The organism is Spirosoma arcticum (assembly GCF_054779955.1).
The window spans coordinates 1-17,957 of sequence record NZ_BAAGXG010000032.1 but is presented as its reverse complement, the minus strand read 5'-3'; the positions used below and the strand labels follow the sequence as shown (position 1 = coordinate 17,957).

General features: G+C 54.4%; 12 protein-coding genes. 11 read left to right on the top strand and 1 reads right to left on the bottom strand.

Annotated elements, in window-relative coordinates; genetic code table 11:
- Window positions 1-25 precede the first annotated feature (25 nt).
- From eboE to ACYVHB_RS31745, 5 genes are all read left to right on the top strand, one after another.
- Complete coding sequence (eboE, locus tag ACYVHB_RS31765; RefSeq protein WP_461056072.1) at window positions 26-1,258, top strand: metabolite traffic protein EboE; 1,233 nt, start codon at window positions 26-28, stop codon at window positions 1,256-1,258.
- A 64-nt stretch (window positions 1,259-1,322) separates the two neighbouring features.
- Window positions 1,323-2,702, top strand: coding sequence for an alkaline phosphatase family protein (locus ACYVHB_RS31760; protein ID WP_461056071.1), 1,380 nt, complete (start codon window positions 1,323-1,325; stop codon window positions 2,700-2,702).
- Between the two features lie 111 nt (window positions 2,703-2,813).
- Complete coding sequence (locus ACYVHB_RS31755; RefSeq protein WP_461056070.1) at window positions 2,814-3,362, top strand: hypothetical protein; 549 nt, start codon at window positions 2,814-2,816, stop codon at window positions 3,360-3,362.
- Window positions 3,363-3,475: 113 nt separating this feature from the next.
- Window positions 3,476-4,462, top strand: a complete 987-nt coding sequence (locus ACYVHB_RS31750; protein WP_461056069.1) for a hypothetical protein — start codon at window positions 3,476-3,478, stop codon at window positions 4,460-4,462.
- 378 nt (window positions 4,463-4,840) lie between these two features.
- On the top strand, window positions 4,841-5,242 hold the full coding sequence (locus ACYVHB_RS31745; protein WP_461056068.1) for a hypothetical protein: 402 nt from the start codon (window positions 4,841-4,843) through the stop codon (window positions 5,240-5,242).
- 9 nt (window positions 5,243-5,251) lie between these two features.
- On the opposite strand, the gene ACYVHB_RS31740 is transcribed toward ACYVHB_RS31745, so the two are convergent.
- A complete protein-coding gene (locus tag ACYVHB_RS31740; RefSeq protein WP_461056067.1) occupies window positions 5,252-6,364 on the bottom strand; it encodes a DUF2911 domain-containing protein in 1,113 nt (370 codons plus the stop codon).
- Window positions 6,365-6,618: 254 nt separating this feature from the next.
- Here ACYVHB_RS31740 and ileS point away from each other — a divergent pair, with 254 nt between their 5' ends.
- The 6 genes from ileS to ACYVHB_RS31710 form a co-directional block, all read left to right on the top strand.
- On the top strand, window positions 6,619-10,050 hold the full coding sequence (gene ileS / locus ACYVHB_RS31735; RefSeq protein ID WP_461056092.1) for an isoleucine--tRNA ligase: 3,432 nt from the start codon (window positions 6,619-6,621) through the stop codon (window positions 10,048-10,050).
- Between the two features lie 112 nt (window positions 10,051-10,162).
- Complete coding sequence (locus ACYVHB_RS31730; protein ID WP_461056066.1) at window positions 10,163-10,924, top strand: hypothetical protein; 762 nt, start codon at window positions 10,163-10,165, stop codon at window positions 10,922-10,924.
- Complete coding sequence (locus ACYVHB_RS31725) at window positions 10,921-11,346, top strand: hypothetical protein (RefSeq protein WP_461056065.1); 426 nt, start codon at window positions 10,921-10,923, stop codon at window positions 11,344-11,346. The genes ACYVHB_RS31730 and ACYVHB_RS31725 overlap by 4 nt, the downstream gene beginning before the upstream one ends.
- An 11-nt stretch (window positions 11,347-11,357) precedes the next feature.
- Window positions 11,358-12,374 carry a sensor histidine kinase gene (locus ACYVHB_RS31720; protein WP_461056064.1) on the top strand — a complete coding sequence of 339 codons (1,017 nt, stop codon included), beginning with the start codon at window positions 11,358-11,360 and terminating at the stop codon, window positions 12,372-12,374.
- Between the two features lie 6 nt (window positions 12,375-12,380).
- Window positions 12,381-13,064, top strand: coding sequence for a LytR/AlgR family response regulator transcription factor (locus tag ACYVHB_RS31715; RefSeq protein ID WP_461056063.1), 684 nt, complete (start codon window positions 12,381-12,383; stop codon window positions 13,062-13,064).
- Window positions 13,065-13,513: 449 nt separating this feature from the next.
- The coding region (locus ACYVHB_RS31710) for a beta strand repeat-containing protein (RefSeq protein ID WP_461056062.1) at window positions 13,514-17,957 on the top strand (4,444 nt) is incomplete at its 3' end.

Here is a 17,957-nt window from a genome sequence, read left to right as displayed (position 1 = left end):
GGAGAGGGGCTGGGGGCACGACATTATGAAAACACCCCTCGGCCATCTCGGCTACTGCACCAACATCCACGCGGGCGAAACCTGGACCGACCACTTTGCGGCTCTGCAAACGGCGGTGCCCGAACTCAAAAAACGGCTTTCGCCCGACGCACCGTTTGGACTGGGGCTACGCCTGTCCAACATCGCCAGTGAAGAACTGGAGCAACCCGAAAACCTCGTGGCCTTCCAGCACTGGCTGGCCGAAAATGGCTGTTACGTGTTCACCATGAACGGCTTTCCATTTGGGGGATTCCACGATACGGTGGTGAAGGATCAGGTACATGCTCCCGACTGGACCACCGAAGCGCGGGTTGAGTACACCAAACGGCTGTTTCGCATTCTCTCGGTGCTGCTGCCGGTCGATGAACTGGGCAACGCTATTCCGGGGGGCGTTTCGACGTCGCCCCTGTCGTATCGCCACTGGTTTGAGTGGGACCAACCGGCGGCCCGTGATTATATTCTCTCGCAAACGACGCAGAATGTGCTCGACGTCGTGGCCGACCTGATCCGGCTGCACCGGCAAACCGACCGGCTCATGCACCTCGATCTGGAACCCGAACCCGACGGCGTCATCGAAACGGCCGACGAATTTATCGCCTGGTTCATGGACTACCTGATTCCAATGGGACTGGAGCAACTGACCGGGCAGTTCGGCCTGACCGACGAAGAAGCTGAAGCGACCATCTGCGATCACGTCCGGCTCTGCTACGACGTTTGCCATTTTGCCGTGGGGTATGAACACCCCGCCGAGGTGCTCGATAAACTCAAAGATTATGGCCTTCGGGTCGGTAAAATTCAAATCAGTGCGGCTTTAAAAGCTGAGTTTCCAGCGTCCGAAGATGGGGGAGGGGAGGCTGTGCGGCAGGCGTTTGCCCAGTTCAACGAGCCAACGTACCTGCATCAGGTGGTGGCGAGAACGAAATCGGATGAGTTGGTGCGGTTTAAGGATCTACCCGACGCGCTGACGGCTTTCAACGATACCCATGCCGAATGGCGGTCGCACTTCCACGTGCCCATCTTCGTGGAAAAATACGGCGTACTCAAATCGACGCAGGACGACATCCGGGAGGTGCTGCAGCTACAGGCCGAGCGGCACGTGACCAACCAGTTAGAGGTTGAAACCTACACCTGGGATGTGCTGCCGACCGAGCTGAAAGCGGACATTGTGGATTCGATTGAACGAGAAATGAAGTGGGTAATAAATTCAGCGAAAGAGTGAAAGAGCGCGAGAGTGGCAATGTGTGGTCCGCTCTTCCACTCTTTCGCTCTTTCACTCTTTCATCATGCAAAAGACCGTAGTACTCGATGTTGTGGGCCTGTCGTATTCGCTGATTGGCGAACACACGCCTTTCCTGAAACAATGGTTCGCCAGTAAGCACCAAGCCACCATCAACCCCATGCTCCCGGCCGTGACTACGTCCGTGCAATCGACCTACGTAACGGGCAAATGGCCCAGCGAACATGGCATCGTGGGCAACGGCTGGTATGACCGTACCGACGCCGAAGTGAAGTTCTGGAAACAGTCGAACAAGCTCGTGCAGGGCGAAAAAATCTGGGACAAAGCCCGGCAAATTGACCCCGGTTTCACCATCTCCAAAATGTTCTGGTGGTACAATATGTACTCCACCGCCGACTTTTCGGCCACGCCCCGCCCGCAGTACCCGTCCGACGGCCTGAAACTGCCCGACTGCTACACCCAGCCCGCCGACCTGCGCGACCAGCTGCAAAAAGAACTGGGCACGTTTCCGCTATTTCAGTTCTGGGGACCGGCCACCACCGTCAAATCGACTCGCTGGATCGCCGATGCGTCGATGCTCGTGGACCAGTGGCACAGCCCAACGCTGACGCTTATTTATTTACCCCACCTGGACTACTGCCTGCAAAAATTCGGCGAGAATTTTGACAAAATTGCCACCGACCTGCGTGAGATTGACGACGTGTGCCGCGATTTGATTCAGTTCTACGAAAAACAGGGGGCGGACGTAATCGTGCTGTCGGAATACGGCATTACCAACGTCAGCAAGCCCATTCACCTTAACCGGATCCTGCGCGAAGCGGGCATGATTCGCTACCGCGAGGAGCGCGGTCTGGAACTGTTCGATGCCGGGGCCTCGCCCGCCTTCGCTACCGCCGACCACCAGGTTGCGCACGTCTACGTCAACGACCCCGCTGTACGTGACAAAGTCCGGGCCTTGCTGGAAACTACACCGGGTATTGAATTAGTGTTGGATAAAGCCCAGCAGAAAGCTTACCACATCGACCACGAGCGCTCCGGCGATTTTGTGGTCATGGCCGACGCCGATAGCTGGTTTACGTATTACTACTGGCTCGACGATGCCCGCGCCCCGGATTTTGCCCGGTTGGTCGCCATTCACCAGAAGCCCGGCTACGATCCCGTCGAGCTATTCATGGATCAGACCAATCCACTCGTTAAACTGAAAGCGGGCTATAAACTGGGGCGCAAGATGCTGGGCTTCCGGTATCTGATGAACGTGATTTCGCTGGATGCCACGCTCATTAAAGGTTCGCACGGGCGCATCGGCACGGCGCGGGAATATCACCCGGTTTTTGTCAGCAGCCGGGCCGTTGGCCAATCGCTGGACGCAACAGCGGTGTATGACCAGATTTGGGAAACAATGATGGCAGAGGTTGCGGTTAAGTGAAGTGTTTGAGTAGTACGTGTTTGGGTGTTTATGTGGTGAATTTACTCCTCATTGATACACACAAACACTAAAAACTTAAACACGAGTCCTTAAAACCCCTAATTTAGAGGTATGAAAGCCCTGACCGCCCTTTGCCTGTTCGTGGCAGCCTGCACCACCAACCGTCCGTCGACGGTGAACGCGCCCGCCGACGGAGCGGAGTATTACCAGCCCAACCGGCCCGAATACGCCGTCAGGAAACAGTTGCTACCCGACCCAACCGGTGGTCTCGGCCATTCGCAGGACCCCGACATCCGGGTGACAGATATCCGGCTGACGGCCAGTTACACCGTGCTGTATATGACGTTTGGCAAAGACCGGAACGACCGGAACAACAACTACTACGGTGCCAGCGCTATCTCGTTCAATCCCAAAGCGGTGCTGGCCTCCTCAGACGGTAAACGCACCTATAAACTCATCAAAACGGACGGCATTCCTATGTCGCCGGATACGCGCGAGATCAAGAACGACGAACGGGTTCCGTTTGTGCTGTATTTTGAGCGGTTAGATGATGGTGTGAAGTCGTTTGACCTGTTTGAATGCAAGAGCGACAATCAGAATTCGTGCTTCAATGTGGCGGGAATGACGATTGAAAATTCGGTGGAGCAACTGCCAAAATAGCCCTGCGGATAACCTAAAATCGGATCGGGTTGGAAGGTAGCTAACGCTCACTCCGAGGTGCCTTCGTTGGCTGGTTAACGACGGGTTGCAAAAACGCATCGTCCAACGAGGCAATGCCCCAGTCGGACTGTCGCATTCAAACGTACGTCGCGGTATCGAAGTCCAGATTTGATAACAAAACCAACCAGACCACGTACGACTACGACCCACGGGGCAACCTGTTAAAAACGGTAATGACGACCGACGAGCGCTCTACCAGCGGAACAAAGGGTGGTCAGACTGGAAATAAGACCGTTACCTACACGTACGATGCTGATGGTTTCCTAACCGCTTCCGCTTCGCAGGAGTTGTACGTCACTACGACCACAAACAACATTCAGAAGCAGGAAATTACGACGACGACTCGCTACTCGTACGCAAACGGCCGTTTGTCGGGTTATGTAACAACCCGAATCGGTGCGTATGGCGTCACAACGCATGCTATAGATTCATTAGTGTATGATGCATCCGGCGATTTGGTTAGCCGAACGGAGACGAACACCACGGTGGTTCATGACCCCTCGATAGCAAAAGAGATTACGGCCAATTCAACCGGACCCACGCGAGTCTGGACGTACCAAAAAAATCAGTTGGTTGATTACGTTGAGACGTACGGCACGTCCGAAGGGCGTCCGTTGACGATTCAGAATGGCGTCGTTACGAAAATAGGCGGCTCTAACTATGAAATACGCTATGGGTATGATAATCAACAGCGCGTTACCAAGCAGGAGCATTTCGCTAATGGTCAGTTGAACGAGTATTACCTCCAAACCTGGACTAATTCCAGGCCATCATCAGCAGCATTACCCCCATTGAAGGGGTTTCCAACGGTCATTCCAGTTCCCGAATCAATTCAAACAGGGGTTCTGGCCAGTAAGAAAACGTTTTTCCGGAATTCGGTCAGCAATGCCATTTATCAGTACAACGAAAGCACTTCCGTCGTACAAGCCAACGCACAGGGCTTTATTACCGGTGCTACTATTACAAGCACCCATTATCCCCCCGCTTCTTCGCAGGACGTTGTGACTACCGAGACCTATACGTATACAGGTTGTCAATAGCCTTGTTTTAGCCTACGTATTTTCCTGATTGAACAACCATTAGGGGATATTATTGAGGGTTGCCAAGCCCGACTATTGCCCTATTGCCAACGGTAGCTTGCACGCGATTGGGTATTACGTAAATCAGAACGATACGCTCGGATAAGTGTTCATTGCAGGCATGGAAGCAGACCAACGACCAGTTTTTCTGTTTATACGCACACCTAAACGCATGAATCAGCCGTTAAAAGGATACTGTTATCATGTACTTTTAGTGGAATTATGCTGTTTTCTGCCTCCTCAATCAATCGTTTTCGTTTAAATCGTACGCTCTTATTTTTCTCTATCTGTCTGTCAATCAGCTTATTTACGTTAGCGCAGGTCAATTTAAAACACCGGATGCTCAATGGCTACTCGCTGAACAGCGACGCCCCTATCAACAAAAGTAAGCCGACGCTGTTCGTGTTTGCCCAGGCCGAGACCTTTGAGCAGGTGTTTAAACCAACCGGTGGGAGCAAGCGTCCCGACCGGGCTGATTTCGACAGAGAGATGCTGATTGGTGTGACCATTCCACCGACCAATAAACCCCCGAAACTTTCTATCAGTAAAGTGTTCGTGCAGGACTCGACGCTGACCGTGCGTTACATAAGCGTGAAGGATACGACCGACAGGGAACCGCAGGCGTCCGTATCGCAGCCAACGCTGTTGCTGGCCATTCCGAAGCAGACCGTGCTCAGAACCCGGCTGGTTGAAAACGGTAAGGTGGTGCAAACGATCAAAAAGCGCGAAAGCGGAGAGTAGCAAGCCCTGTCAATTTACATCCTTTCCCTGCTCCAACTGCTGAAGCAGCCGTTCGACATTGGCCCTGTTATTGGCGTCGGGGGCCTGAGCGAGGGCTTTTTTACCCCAGTCAGCCGCTTTTTTGTAATCGCCCACGGCCGAGTACCCCCGCATCAGTCCCATGTTCGACAGAAACACATTCGGATTCTTCTTCGCATTGGCCTGAAACAGCGTCAGGGCTTCGCTGGTTTTCTTCTGACTGATGAGTTGCCGACCGTATTGGTACGCATCCATCGCGGTGGCCATGGGCATCGCTTCGCTCATAAGCGCGTCGGCCTCTGCGCTGCGATTGAGCAGCGTCAGTAACCGAGCTTTGGTGCGGAGCGTGTTGAAGTTTTTCTCGCCCACAAATTGCCCGCTAATGGCGTAGTCGGCCCAGCGCAGCCCTTCGTCGAGGTTGGTGTTGTGGTCGGCGCAATACGTAGCGGCCTGTTGGTAGGCGTCGGACCGGAATCCCTTTTCGCTACGGAGTTCATTGCGCAGCGATGTCAGTTGGGTTTGCACGAGGTTGACGGCTATGCTGAACGGAATTCGCCATTTCTCCCACGCTAATGACACCACGGCGGAGCTATCGGTCTGATCAGTAAAGGCGTAGGTAAGCCGCTCGACCAACGGCTGATTTTTGACCGGCTTCACCGTTATACGCAGAACGTCTTCTTTGGGATCGTAGAAGTAACTGCCCCACGAACTGGTGTTTTTTGAGAAGATAACGGCAACTTCATTTTCCTGCACGGCCATCAGCAGACCGTATGTTCCGGCGGGTATTGGTTTGCCTTCAACCGTTGCATCGGTGCTGAACGAGATAATTGTGTTTTCGTTAGCACCGGCCCGCCAGGGTGCTTCTTTGCTGCTGCCAAAGCCCAAATCTTTATAGCCGAAATGCACTAACTGGCCCCAAATCTTGCCCTCGCGACCTTTTACGGCTGGCCGGCTATACTGAATGGTGACGTCTGTGATGCCGATGCGCTCCGACACCGACGCTTTTTTGTTGCCCCCGTCGGGTGGAAATGTTAGTTGCGCCAGTGCCGACAGTGAGCCGACGAAAAAACAGAGGACGCTTAGCGGTAAGGTAAACGGTTTCATAATGGCAGGCCCGAATGAGATTAGGTTTAGGAGGCATTCGGATGGAGGGCAAGTTACCGACTTCACGCTCAATCTGTCAACATGAACCGGACAAGCGGATTTTCGTGTTGACCAACAAAGCGGTTTTTAGCGCATCGGGTTTGGGTTTACCCGTTTTGGGCCGAAACTACCCGCCCCGAACTACATGCCCCCCGAACGATTTCCGTACCTTTGCACCTATTTTTCAATCGCATGAGCGATTAGATCTTATCGACGTGGCTTATCAACAATATGAATCCCTCGATTATGCGCAGGTCGCAGCCGAGGTCTTGACGTACTGGAACCAGAATCAGGTATTTGAACAGTCTATCACGACCCGCGATGGACAACCCCGCTTCACGTTCTACGAAGGACCGCCGTCGGCCAACGGAACGCCCGGCATTCACCACGTAATGGCCCGGACGATTAAGGATATTTTTTGCCGGTACAAAACTTTGCAGGGCTTTCAGGTTGACCGGAAAGGCGGCTGGGATACGCACGGCCTGCCCATTGAGCTGCAGGTCGAAAAGGAACTCGGCATCACCAAGGACGACATCGGCAAAACGATCAGTGTGGAGGAATACAACCGCAAGTGCCGCGAAACGGTCATGCGCTTCACCGATCAGTGGAACGATCTGACCGAGAAAATGGGCTACTGGGTCGACCTCGACAACCCGTACGTCACCTATAAAAACGAATACATCGAGTCGGTCTGGAACCTGCTCAAGCAGTTGTACGACAAGGAGCTATTGTATAAAGGCTATACCATTCAGCCGTTTTCGCCCAAAGCGGGCACGGGCCTGAGTTCGCACGAACTGAACATGCCCGGTACGTATAAAGATGTGCGCGATACCACAATCGTAGCGCAGTTTCGGGCGAAGCTAACCGGCAAGTCGGCGTACCTGTTCGACGCGGCCGAATCCGACGAAATATTTATCCTGGCCTGGACAACCACACCCTGGACGCTGCCCGCCAACTCGGCCCTGACCGTTGGCAAGGACATTGACTACGTGCTGATCCGAACGTTCAACGCCTACACTTATCAGTTGGTCAACGTCGTACTGGCGAAGGCGTTGGTGAATCGGTGGTTTAGTGAGAAAAACCGCGTTGACGACATGTACGACCCGGCTTTCGACCGCTACCTGCTGAGCGATGAGCCTGCCGGTCGGCCGATTCCGTGGGCGGTGTTGATGGAGATGAAAGGCGATCACCTGACCGACATTGAGTACGAGCAACTCATGCCGTACGTGCAGCCCACCGGCGACAAAAAAGCCTTCCGGGTGATTCTGGGGGATTTCGTCACGACGGAAGACGGTACGGGTATTGTGCACACGTCACCAACCTTCGGGGCCGACGACTTCCGGGTAGCGCAGGTAGCCGGGATTCCGCCCATCATGGTGACGGATGAGAACGGGAAAGACGTACCCATTGTGGATCGGCAGGGCCGGTTCGTAGCCGAAATCACCGACTTTGCCGGGCGGTACGTGAAGGAAGAATACTACGCCGATGCTGAACGTGCCGAACCGGATTTCAAACCGACTGACGTGCTCATCGCCATCAAGCTAAAAGAGGAGAACAAAGCGTTTCGGGTCGAGAAATACGAACACCCGTACCCGCACTGCTGGCGCACCGATACACCGATTCTGTATTATCCGCTCGATAGCTGGTTTGTGCGCACGACAGCCGTGAAGGACCGGCTTATTGAACTGAACAAAACCATCAACTGGCAACCCGAAAGCACCGGCACCGGCCGCTTCGGCAACTGGCTCGAAAACCTTGTCGACTGGAATTTATCGCGAAGCCGGTTCTGGGGAACGCCGTTGCCCATCTGGCGAAGCGAGTCGGGAGAGGAGGTTTGCGTTGGTTCGGTTGACGAACTGGTTCTGATGAGCGAAAGAGCGAAAGAGCGAATGAGTGAATGGGTTCGGGAAGGTAAAACTGACTACCAGTCTTATGTCGACAAAAATACGGCGTTCCTAACGGCATTCACTGACGGCAGTTATGATTTGCACCGCCCTTATTCAGATGAGATTTACCTTGTCTCGGAGAGTGGCCAACTCATGCAGCGCGAGCCGGATCTGATCGACGTTTGGTTCGACAGCGGGGCAATGCCGTATGCACAGTGGCACTATCCGTTCGAGAACAAGGCCGTGTTTGAGCAGTCGTTTCCGGCCGATTTTATTTCGGAAGGCGTCGACCAAACGCGGGGCTGGTTTTTCACGCTCCACGCCATTGCAGTGATGCTGTTCGACTCGGTGGCGTTCAAGAATGTGGTCTCCACGGGACTGGTGCTCGACAAGAACGGTAATAAAATGTCGAAGAGCAAAGGCAACGCCGTGGACCCAATCGCGACGCTGGCCAAGTACGGCCCCGACGCCACGCGCTGGTACATGGTCACTAACGCCGAGCCGTGGGACAATCTTAAATTCAACACCGACGGTATTGGGGAGGTGCAGCGAAAACTGTTCGGTACGCTGTCGAATACGTATAATTTCTTCGCGCTCTACGCCAATCTGGATCAGTTCTCGGTTAACGAACGAATCGTGCTGGTAGCCGACCGACCCGAGCTTGATCGCTGGATCTTGTCCAAACTGCAATCGCTGATTCTCGAAGTCGAAGGGCAATTTGACAGCTACAATCCCACGAAAGCGGGTCGGGCGGTTCAGGACTTCGTCAATGACCAACTGTCGAACTGGTACGTTCGTCTGTCGCGTCGGCGCTTCTGGCAAGGGGAATTGACGACCGATAAGCGGGCGGCTTATGAAACACTGCACGAATGCCTGACAACGGTGGCACAGTTAATGTCGCCGATTGCGCCGTTCTACGCCGACTGGCTGTATCGGAACCTGACACCGGATGCTGTCTCAGTCCACCTGACTAATTTTCCGGTTGCCGATCAAGGTCTGATTGACACCGAACTGGAGCGGTCGATGGAGTTGGCGCAGGAAGTTAGTTCGCTGGTTCACTCGTTGCGGAAGGGTCACAAACTGAAAGTTCGCCAGCCGCTAAGCCGGGTGCTGATTCCGGTCCTGAACGGCGATACGCGTCGGCAGATTGAGCACGTAGCGCCGATCATTATGGCCGAAGTGAACGTGAAAGCGGTGGAGTTTGTGGACGACGCGAGCGGCATTCTGAAAAAGAAAGTAAAACCTAACTTTAAAGCACTTGGGCCGAAGTTTGGCAAGCAGATGAAAGAGGTGGCGATGGCAATTTCGACGCTGAATGATGCCAATATTCGTGAATTGGAAACGAAGGGCGAAACGAGCAGTCAGATGATTTACGATACGTTTTACGTCATCAACCGGGAATACGTCGAAATCGTGACTGAGGATATTCCCGGCTGGCTCGTAGCGAGTGAAGACGGCCTGACCGTGGCCCTCGACGTGACGGTGACCGACGAACTACGCCGGGAGGGAATCGCCCGTGATTTTGTAAACCGGATTCAGAACCTGCGCAAGGATCAGGGTTTTGAGGTAACCGACAAAATCAGCATCGAACTCGAACGTAACAACGACGAACTGGCCGCAGCGGTCGAAACCAACAGCGACTATATCCGGCAGGAAGTACAGGCCGTATCGCTCGATTTAGTCAGCGACCTGAACGGAAGTGCTACCGAGATTGAGATGGATGAGTTCCAACTACGCGTGAAGGTAGACGTCGTCCGGTAGCAGACCACGAATAGTGCGGGTTTGGACACAAACACCGCCCGATTGACCACATGCCGTTGGCTGGTTGATCGGGCGGTGTTTGTTTTGGTCTGTCAATCAAAACAGACCGCTTATGAAACGACTCGTGTTTCTACTACTCATCACCACACAGGTTGCCCTCGGGCAGGTTCAGGACTCAGTGGCTGTAATTTCGATACCGCCTAAGAGTGATTTTAAATATGGACTGATTAGTGATTTGAGCTTGTCGCCAACCTTCACCCTTCTACCGAATATCCGCTCGTTTTTCAGAAGTAATCAAATTCGGGCAGACGGTCCACTCACCTTCTTTTTGAACATCGGATTTGGTGTTCGAGTGAAGCGGTTTAAATTCTTGAGCCAGGTCGGATTTGGCCTAAAAAAAGCGACGCCTTATTATGAGTTCCCTGCAACCGGGTCGGAGTTCATTGCCCGGAATTCAGTAGCCAACTACACCAGCCTGTTGGTGGGGTATGACGTTGTAAATTCTCGCAACCGACGTCTGTATATTAACCTGGGTCTGGGCGGAATGGAGTATGGATTCAACATCTTTCGCCGAACGAATCAGGCCGTTCCGTTTCAAACCATCCTGCAAACCAGTCAAACCGGAACAGTACCGTCTTTATTACTACGCAACGTAGGCTACGTGGACATTAACGTAGAGTATGGCCATCGTGAAAGACGAAAGCGAAGTATCGATTTTGTGACACGCCTTGGCTACCGAAGCGGTACATACGCTAAAGAATATGAGTCTGAAGCATTTCCACTGATCAACGCGCCAAGAGACCGCATCGGTCAAATTTATATCCAAAGCGTACTGAGCTTATCGACTAACAACAATAGATGGAAATTCCGATGAAAACGGCCCTGCTACTAATGTGCTGGTGGCTGCTGACGACGGGTGTTCTGATCAGCGATGCACCGCAACCCCGCCAGGAATCAGCCGTACTGGTTGTGTATCGGCAGCGGGAGTTTGGGGGAAAGCCTTACGCGATCACGTTGAACGGCAAAGAAGTGGGCTCACTGTCCCCAAATCGCTATCTGAAGCTCAATACTCCAGCCGGTCGTGCTAAGATAGAGTCGAAGAAGGGCTACTTATCGGAAAATCAAACGATCTGGCTGACGCTCCAACCTGGTCGAACGCATTACATAAAAGCGGTTGAGGAAGTGGATTTTCTCACCCAAACGCTACTGCTGGCCCCGGTGAGCGAGGAGCAGGCTCGACAGGAATTGCGCCGGGTTAAACCGGTTGAAATTGCACCATCGGCACAAAAAGACTAAGTTAGGCGACTATGCCGGGCAAACAACTCGCTAACCTGCTATTGACGCTCGCCGTCGTTCTGCTGCTCACCTACTGGGGCTGGCGGCTGTACGTGGCGCTGGGAATTCCGCTGGCTGACGACCTGCCGGACCTTGGCGGATTGGCTCGCTACCTGCTGGGTATCGTTCTGGTACTGGTTCTCATTGGGGGAGTGGCCCACCTCAACTACCGGATGGCCTTCCGGCGGTGGCTGCTCCGGTCCGACACGTCGCCGTTTTACTGGCTGTGGCTGTGCGGATTAGCGTGGCTGATCTTTGAGCTATTGCAGCTACGAACGGAGAACGAACCGGAGTTTGCCGATGAAAACCTGCTGGTGACCACTGTGCTGCTGGTGTTCATCATCACGTACGGGTACGTGGTCGATTCCGTCCGCACCCGGCGCGACCAGTTGGTGCTGGTGCAACAAAAAACCGAAGCCGAACTGACGGCCCTGAAGGCGCAGATAAATCCGCACTTTCTGTTCAATGCGCTCAACACTATATATAACGAAGCGCAACGGGCCGGAAACGAGTCCGTCGCCGATCTGATTCAGCAGTTGGCGGGACTCATGCGCTACACGCTGGAGGAGTCGAAACGGCCAGTTACGCCGGTCGAAAACGAGTTGCAGTTTCTCCATAAATACGTGGCGCTGCAGCGGGCCCGGCTACCCCAAACCGATACGCTTCGGCTGACGGTTCGGCTGGAGAGCGACGGCCAACCTGCGTCAATCGCTCCCTTGCTGCTGATTCCGTTCGTGGAGAATGCGTTTCAGTACGGCATCAGCCTGACGCAACCCTCCTGCATCGACATTGACGTGGTCGTTGAGAATGGGCAGCTCATCATGCGGGTGGCCAATAGCCGACCGGCCAGTGGATCGGTAAAATCCGGTTCGGGAACGGGCATTGCCAACGCCCGCCAACGACTGGCCCAAACGTATCCCGCCCGGCACGACCTGCACATCACCCAGACGGATGATTCCTTTGTTGTCCAGTTACAAATTGACTTGTAAAACCGTATGCTGCATACCATCGCCATCGACGACGAGCCAGCGGCCCTGGAAGTGCTGAGCCGCTACGCCGACAAAGTGCCGTTTCTGCAACTCGACCAGACATTCGTCAGCACGGCCGACGCCCTGACGTATTTGCACACCCGGCCGGTCGATCTGGTGTTTCTCGACATTCAGATGCCCGACCTGTCGGGAACTGATTTTGCCCGGTTGATTGCCCCACTTCAGAAGTCGATTGTGTTCACCACGGCCCATGCCGACTACGCCATTGAGGGCTTTGCGCTCCACGTGCTCGATTATTTACTGAAGCCCATTGAGTTCGGGCGGTTTTTGCAGGCCTGCAACCGGGCCTATACCCAAACGACCCAGCAGGCGGGACAGCCCGCGAGCATCTTCGTCAAAGACGGCTACGACTGGATACGGGTTAACCTGAACGACGTATTATACATGCAGTCCGATACGAACCTGCTGTTTATCCACGAGCAGAACCGGCAGATCAGCACCCGCATGACCATTGCCGATATGCTGGCCACGCTCCCCGCCGATCAGTTTGTCCGGGTTCATAAATCGTACATCGCTGCTCTGAACGCCATCCGCAAAATTGAACGGCATCAACTAACGGTTGGTACTGTGGCAATTCCGCTGGCGGGCAGTTACCGCGACGCTGTTGAACAGCGCCTGTTAGGTAGGTAACGACGCCGGGAGGGAATCGCCCGCGACGTTGCCCGCTGAATTCGAAATCAATCCGCTGAACTGTACTTTCATCAGGCAGAAAAGCCGCACCCGTTGCAACGGGTGCGGCTTTTCTGCTTACGGCTTAGTTTCCCCAAAGAGATCTGGTCATCGGAGGGTTGATTGGTCCCTGAGCAGTCGAGACATGGCATCAAATTTGATACGACGGCTTGATTCATCAAAATAGGGTGCTTCTCCTAAATTACATTTAGTAACCGATACGACGCTTGGGTTAAATAAATCCGCCAATAAGGTACTGTATCCGCGTATTTATCATTCCTGCTATAAATTTCTCGGGTTATGAATCAGTGGCACGAATTTCGATTAGAGACACCATGCGGATTTATGCCTAAGCACGCTCTCCACCATAGTCAGGCGTTTATGTTTCGTTTTGGCCAAATTAGACAACTATGATAACTATTTTACCTTCCTTGTTCGCTTCAAAGAAGCTTTCATTTTGGCATAAAAGCGGAATTGGTACGTTACTCATTGTTTTAGTTTCGCTAACGTCGATACAGGCGCAGGTAAGCGGCACGGTCTTTCGGGACTTTTCCGCTAACGGCGTTCAGGATACACCTATTTCCTCAACGGCTGTCACGCCGGGGGAGCCGGGCGTCGCGGGTATAGTCGTGACGGCTTTTCCGGTCACGGGTGCGCCTGTATCGGTAACAACTAATATTAATGGTAGCTACACCTTCACGGCTGCTCAGGTGCCGTCTGGCATCGCCGTCCGGCTAGAGCTTGGCACTTTAGTAACGGGTACTTTCAGCGGGCCGGTGTCAACAACAGCGGGAGGGAGTGGCACGACAATTCGATTTGTGACGGCGGGTGGAGCAGCTACAGGAGTCAATTTTGGTATAAACTACCCAACGGATTATTGCCAGGCTATTCCCAATTTTATAGTACCCTGCTACGTAAATGGTAACCCCACTGGTGCTGGTACATCGCCCGGCGAGCCGGTGTTGGTTACCCTGCCCTATAATGCCACCAGCCCAACCGGTTCGGGTGGTAATACCACTGCGGAGTCGGGCATTGCCACCAACGGCCAGGTTGGTACGGTATATGGTGTGGCCTACCAGCGCGTATCCCGACTCTTATTTACATCAGCCTTTGTAAAACGCCACTCCGGCCTTGGGCGTAATACCACTACTGCCGCTGGTAATATTTACATTACCAATCCTGCTTCTACCACCAGTACACTTTTTACGAATATACCGGACGCCGGTACCGTCGCTACCAATACGGCCCGGGGGCTTCCCGGCAATGTTGTCGATCAGAACCGCGATCCCTTAGTGTACGATCAGGTGGGTAAAACCGGGTTGGGTGATCTGGAAATTTCAGATGATGGCACCGAACTGTTTGTCGTCAACCTAAATAACAGGCGGTTATACCGCATACCTATTATTAATGCTAATACGGCTAACCCCACCCCTGGCACATCCACTACGATTACAATTCCATCTCCAGCGACTCAAGCTCCGGGTAGTGTATTCCGGCCAATGGCCTTAAAATACTACCGGGGTCGGCTATATGTGGGTGGGGTAACGACCAACGAGGCTACATCAACTACTACAACCTTTCCAGCAACTACTACTGCAGGCACTTCATCAACTCCGGGTAATTTGATTACGCGGGATACGGCTCAGTTGAAGGCCGTTGTTTTTGAATTTAACCCCACTACCAGTAGCTTTAATCCAACCCCCGTTCTGTCGTTCCCATTGACGTATAAGCGAGGAGCGATCAATAACGACAAGGTAGGTATCGACCGGGCCGAATACTGGCTCCCCTGGACGGACATCGAACCAGGGTTTGGCACTAATCCAATCCCATCGCGCTTTGCCCGCGCCGACGACCCCAACACCAGTTATCCCCAGGCCTGGTTTTCGGGTATCGAGTTCGACGTTGATGGCTCTATGATTGTGAGTATACGTGACCGTACGGGAGATCAATGGGGAAATAGTAATTTAAGCCCGAATACTTCACAAACTCGGTTGTATCGAACCAATGCTGCGGGCGACATTCTGCGGGCGGGTAAATGTGATGCCGCCATTAACCTGTGGACGATTGAAAGCAACGCCCGGATCTGTGGCCGTACGCCAACGAGCGGAGCTGGTAATACCCAGGGGCCTGGGGGGGGCGAATATTACTTTGGCGACGCCATTCAGCAGGGACCACCCTTTCACATCGAGATGAGCGATGGGGCCTTAGCTCTAATACCCGGCCGGGGCGAAGTGGCGTCTATTGCACTCGACCCAACCTTTGATCTCCAGGCTGGTGGTATTCGCCGGTTCAATAACACAACGGGCATTGGTACACCGGCTACCAGCGTACAGATCTACGTAAGCGGTAACGTGGCAACCTTTGGTAAAGCCAACGGCTTAGGCGATTTAGAACTAACCTGTAACCCAGCTCCTATCGAGATTGGTAACCGTGTCTTCCGCGACAATAATGATAATGGCATTCAGGATCCCGGTGAACCCGGTATTGCTGGCGTGGCCGTCACGCTACGTGGGACAGGCTTAGCCACTGGGGGGGTCAGTGTAACGACTAACGCGCAGGGCGAATACTATTTTTCGAATAGCGCAGGTCCCGCAGGTACGGGTTTTGCCTACAGCTTAACTGCATTATCACCTGGTAACTCGTATACGCTGACGTTTCCAACGAGCGTGAGTACGTCCGCAATCAGTGCTAAACCGGATTTTGCCGCCAATAGTGCCGATAATATCGATACCGACGCCAGCACGGCCGGTGTAATCTCGTTTACGTTGGGGCAAGCCGGTGAAAACAATCACACGTTTGATGTTGGTTTTGTAGATTGCTCCCTTTCTGCAACGCTGACTGCCGGTATTGGCAGTACGATTAGTAATACGGTTTGCGCCGGGCAACCCGTCACTCTCACCACTTTAGTCAGTCCCACCGGCAGTTATACGTACGCCGTAAGTGGCCCGGCTGGCGTCACGTTAACCGGAGCTACTACGGCCACAGCCACGGCCACCGGCTTGCCAACCGGTCTCAACACATTCACCGTAACGGTAAGTAGCAGCCCAGTCTGTGTTACGACGGCGACCGTATCGGTCTCGGTCGTGGCCCTGCCCACGGCCGCTCTGAGCAGCGCTACCATCTGCGCGGGCGCTTCAACCGTACTCACCACCACCTCCACGGGGGCCACCTCGTTCACCCTGCTGGGTGGAGCCGCTCCGGTCATCAACGCGACGGGCAGCTTCACCGTCACCCCTGCTGTCTCGACCACCTATACCGTACGAGTTGGTAACCCCACGGGTTGCACAGCTACGGCGGTGGGCAGTGTCTCGGTCGTGGCCCTGCCAACGGCTACGCTGAGCAGCGCCACCATCTGCGCGGGCGCTTCGGCCGTACTCACGACCACATCTACGGGCGGGACCTCCTTCACCCTGCTGGGTGGAGCCGTTCCGGTCATCAACGCGACGGGCAGCTTCACCGTCACCCCTGCTGCCTCGACCACCTATACCGTACGAGTTGGTAACCCCACGGGTTGCACAGCTACGGCGGTGGGCAGTGTTTCGGTCGTGGCCCTGCCAACGGCCGCTCTGAGCAGCGCCACCATCTGCGCGGGTGCTTCGGCGGTGCTCACCACCACCTTCACGGGTGGCGCCAACTCGTTCACCCTGCTGGGCGGGGCCACCCCAGTGGTCAACGCGACGGGCAGCTTCACGGTCACCCCCGCTGTCTCGACGACCTACACGGTTCGGGTCAGCAACCCCACGGGCTGCACAGCTACGGCGGTGGGCAGCGTTTCGGTCGTGGCCCTGCCAACGGCTACGCTGAGCAGCGCCACCATCTGCGCGGGCGCTTCGGCGGTACTCACCACCACCTTCACGGGTGGCGCCAACTCGTTCACCCTGCTGGGCGGGGCCACCCCGGTGGTCAACGCGACGGGCAGCTTCACGGTCACCCCGGCTGTCTCAACGACCTACACGGTTCAGGTCAGCAACCCCACGGGCTGCACGGCCACGGCGGTGGGCAGCGTTTCGGTCGTGGCCCTGCCAACGGCTACCCTGAGCAGCGCCACCATCTGCGCGGGCGCTTCAACGGTGCTCACCACCACCTTCACGGGAGGGGCTAACTCATTCACCCTGCTGGGTGGGGCCACTCCGGTGGTGAATGCCACGGGCAGTTTCACCGTCACCCCGACTGTCTCAACGACTTACACCGTACGGGTTACCAACGCCACGGGCTGCACAGCCACGGCCACCGGTGCCGTAACAGTCAACCCAGCTCCGTCGGTAACGCTGACTGCAAGTAGTGTCGCCGTTTGCGTAGGGCAAGCCGTTACACTCAATACGCAGGTCAGTGCCGGTAGCAGCTTTACGGTAAGTGCGCCAGCCGGAGTTACGTTAACCGGTGCCACCACTACCAATGCAACAACGTCTACTCTAACCACGGGAGTCAAGACATTCACGGTAACGGCAAGCAATGAGTTTGGCTGCGTTTCCACGACCACTGTTTCGGTTTCAGTTAATACCAGTAATGGCTTAGTATCACTCGCGCCTTCATTATCGGCTATCTGCTTAGGTCAGTCTACTGCTCTGAATGTATCTGTTTTAGGTTTAAATGTTCAGGTTGGTTCGCCCATCTTTAGCGCAGTTGGTCCTGGCGGCATTTTGACAATGGTTACAGGCACGGTAAGTCCTACGGCGACGACTTCCTTTATAGCTTCAGTAAATATACTTGGCATAGGCATTGTAAACACTTGTCCAACGACGGTGACGGTTGTAACGCTGCCCAGTGTAGCGCCCATCAGCATCAGCCTCTGCGTAGGGGCGACGGTGGGCTTGCCAGCGCTGCTAACGGCGGTGCCATCCTTGAGCCTGCTAA

Coding starts and splice junctions, on each gene's coding strand:
- ACYVHB_RS31760 (WP_461056071.1), top strand. CDS start 1,323: ATGCAAAAGACCGTAGTACTCGATGTTGTGGGCCTGTCGTATTCGCTG.
- ACYVHB_RS31750 (WP_461056069.1), top strand. CDS start 3,476: ATGCCCCAGTCGGACTGTCGCATTCAAACGTACGTCGCGGTATCGAAG.
- ACYVHB_RS31740 (WP_461056067.1), bottom strand. CDS start 6,364: ATGAAACCGTTTACCTTACCGCTAAGCGTCCTCTGTTTTTTCGTCGGC.
- ACYVHB_RS31755 (WP_461056070.1), top strand. CDS start 2,814: ATGAAAGCCCTGACCGCCCTTTGCCTGTTCGTGGCAGCCTGCACCACC.
- eboE (WP_461056072.1), top strand. CDS start 26: ATGAAAACACCCCTCGGCCATCTCGGCTACTGCACCAACATCCACGCG.
- ACYVHB_RS31725 (WP_461056065.1), top strand. CDS start 10,921: ATGAAAACGGCCCTGCTACTAATGTGCTGGTGGCTGCTGACGACGGGT.
- ACYVHB_RS31715 (WP_461056063.1), top strand. CDS start 12,381: ATGCTGCATACCATCGCCATCGACGACGAGCCAGCGGCCCTGGAAGTG.
- ACYVHB_RS31730 (WP_461056066.1), top strand. CDS start 10,163: ATGAAACGACTCGTGTTTCTACTACTCATCACCACACAGGTTGCCCTC.
- ACYVHB_RS31720 (WP_461056064.1), top strand. CDS start 11,358: ATGCCGGGCAAACAACTCGCTAACCTGCTATTGACGCTCGCCGTCGTT.
- ACYVHB_RS31745 (WP_461056068.1), top strand. CDS start 4,841: ATGCTCAATGGCTACTCGCTGAACAGCGACGCCCCTATCAACAAAAGT.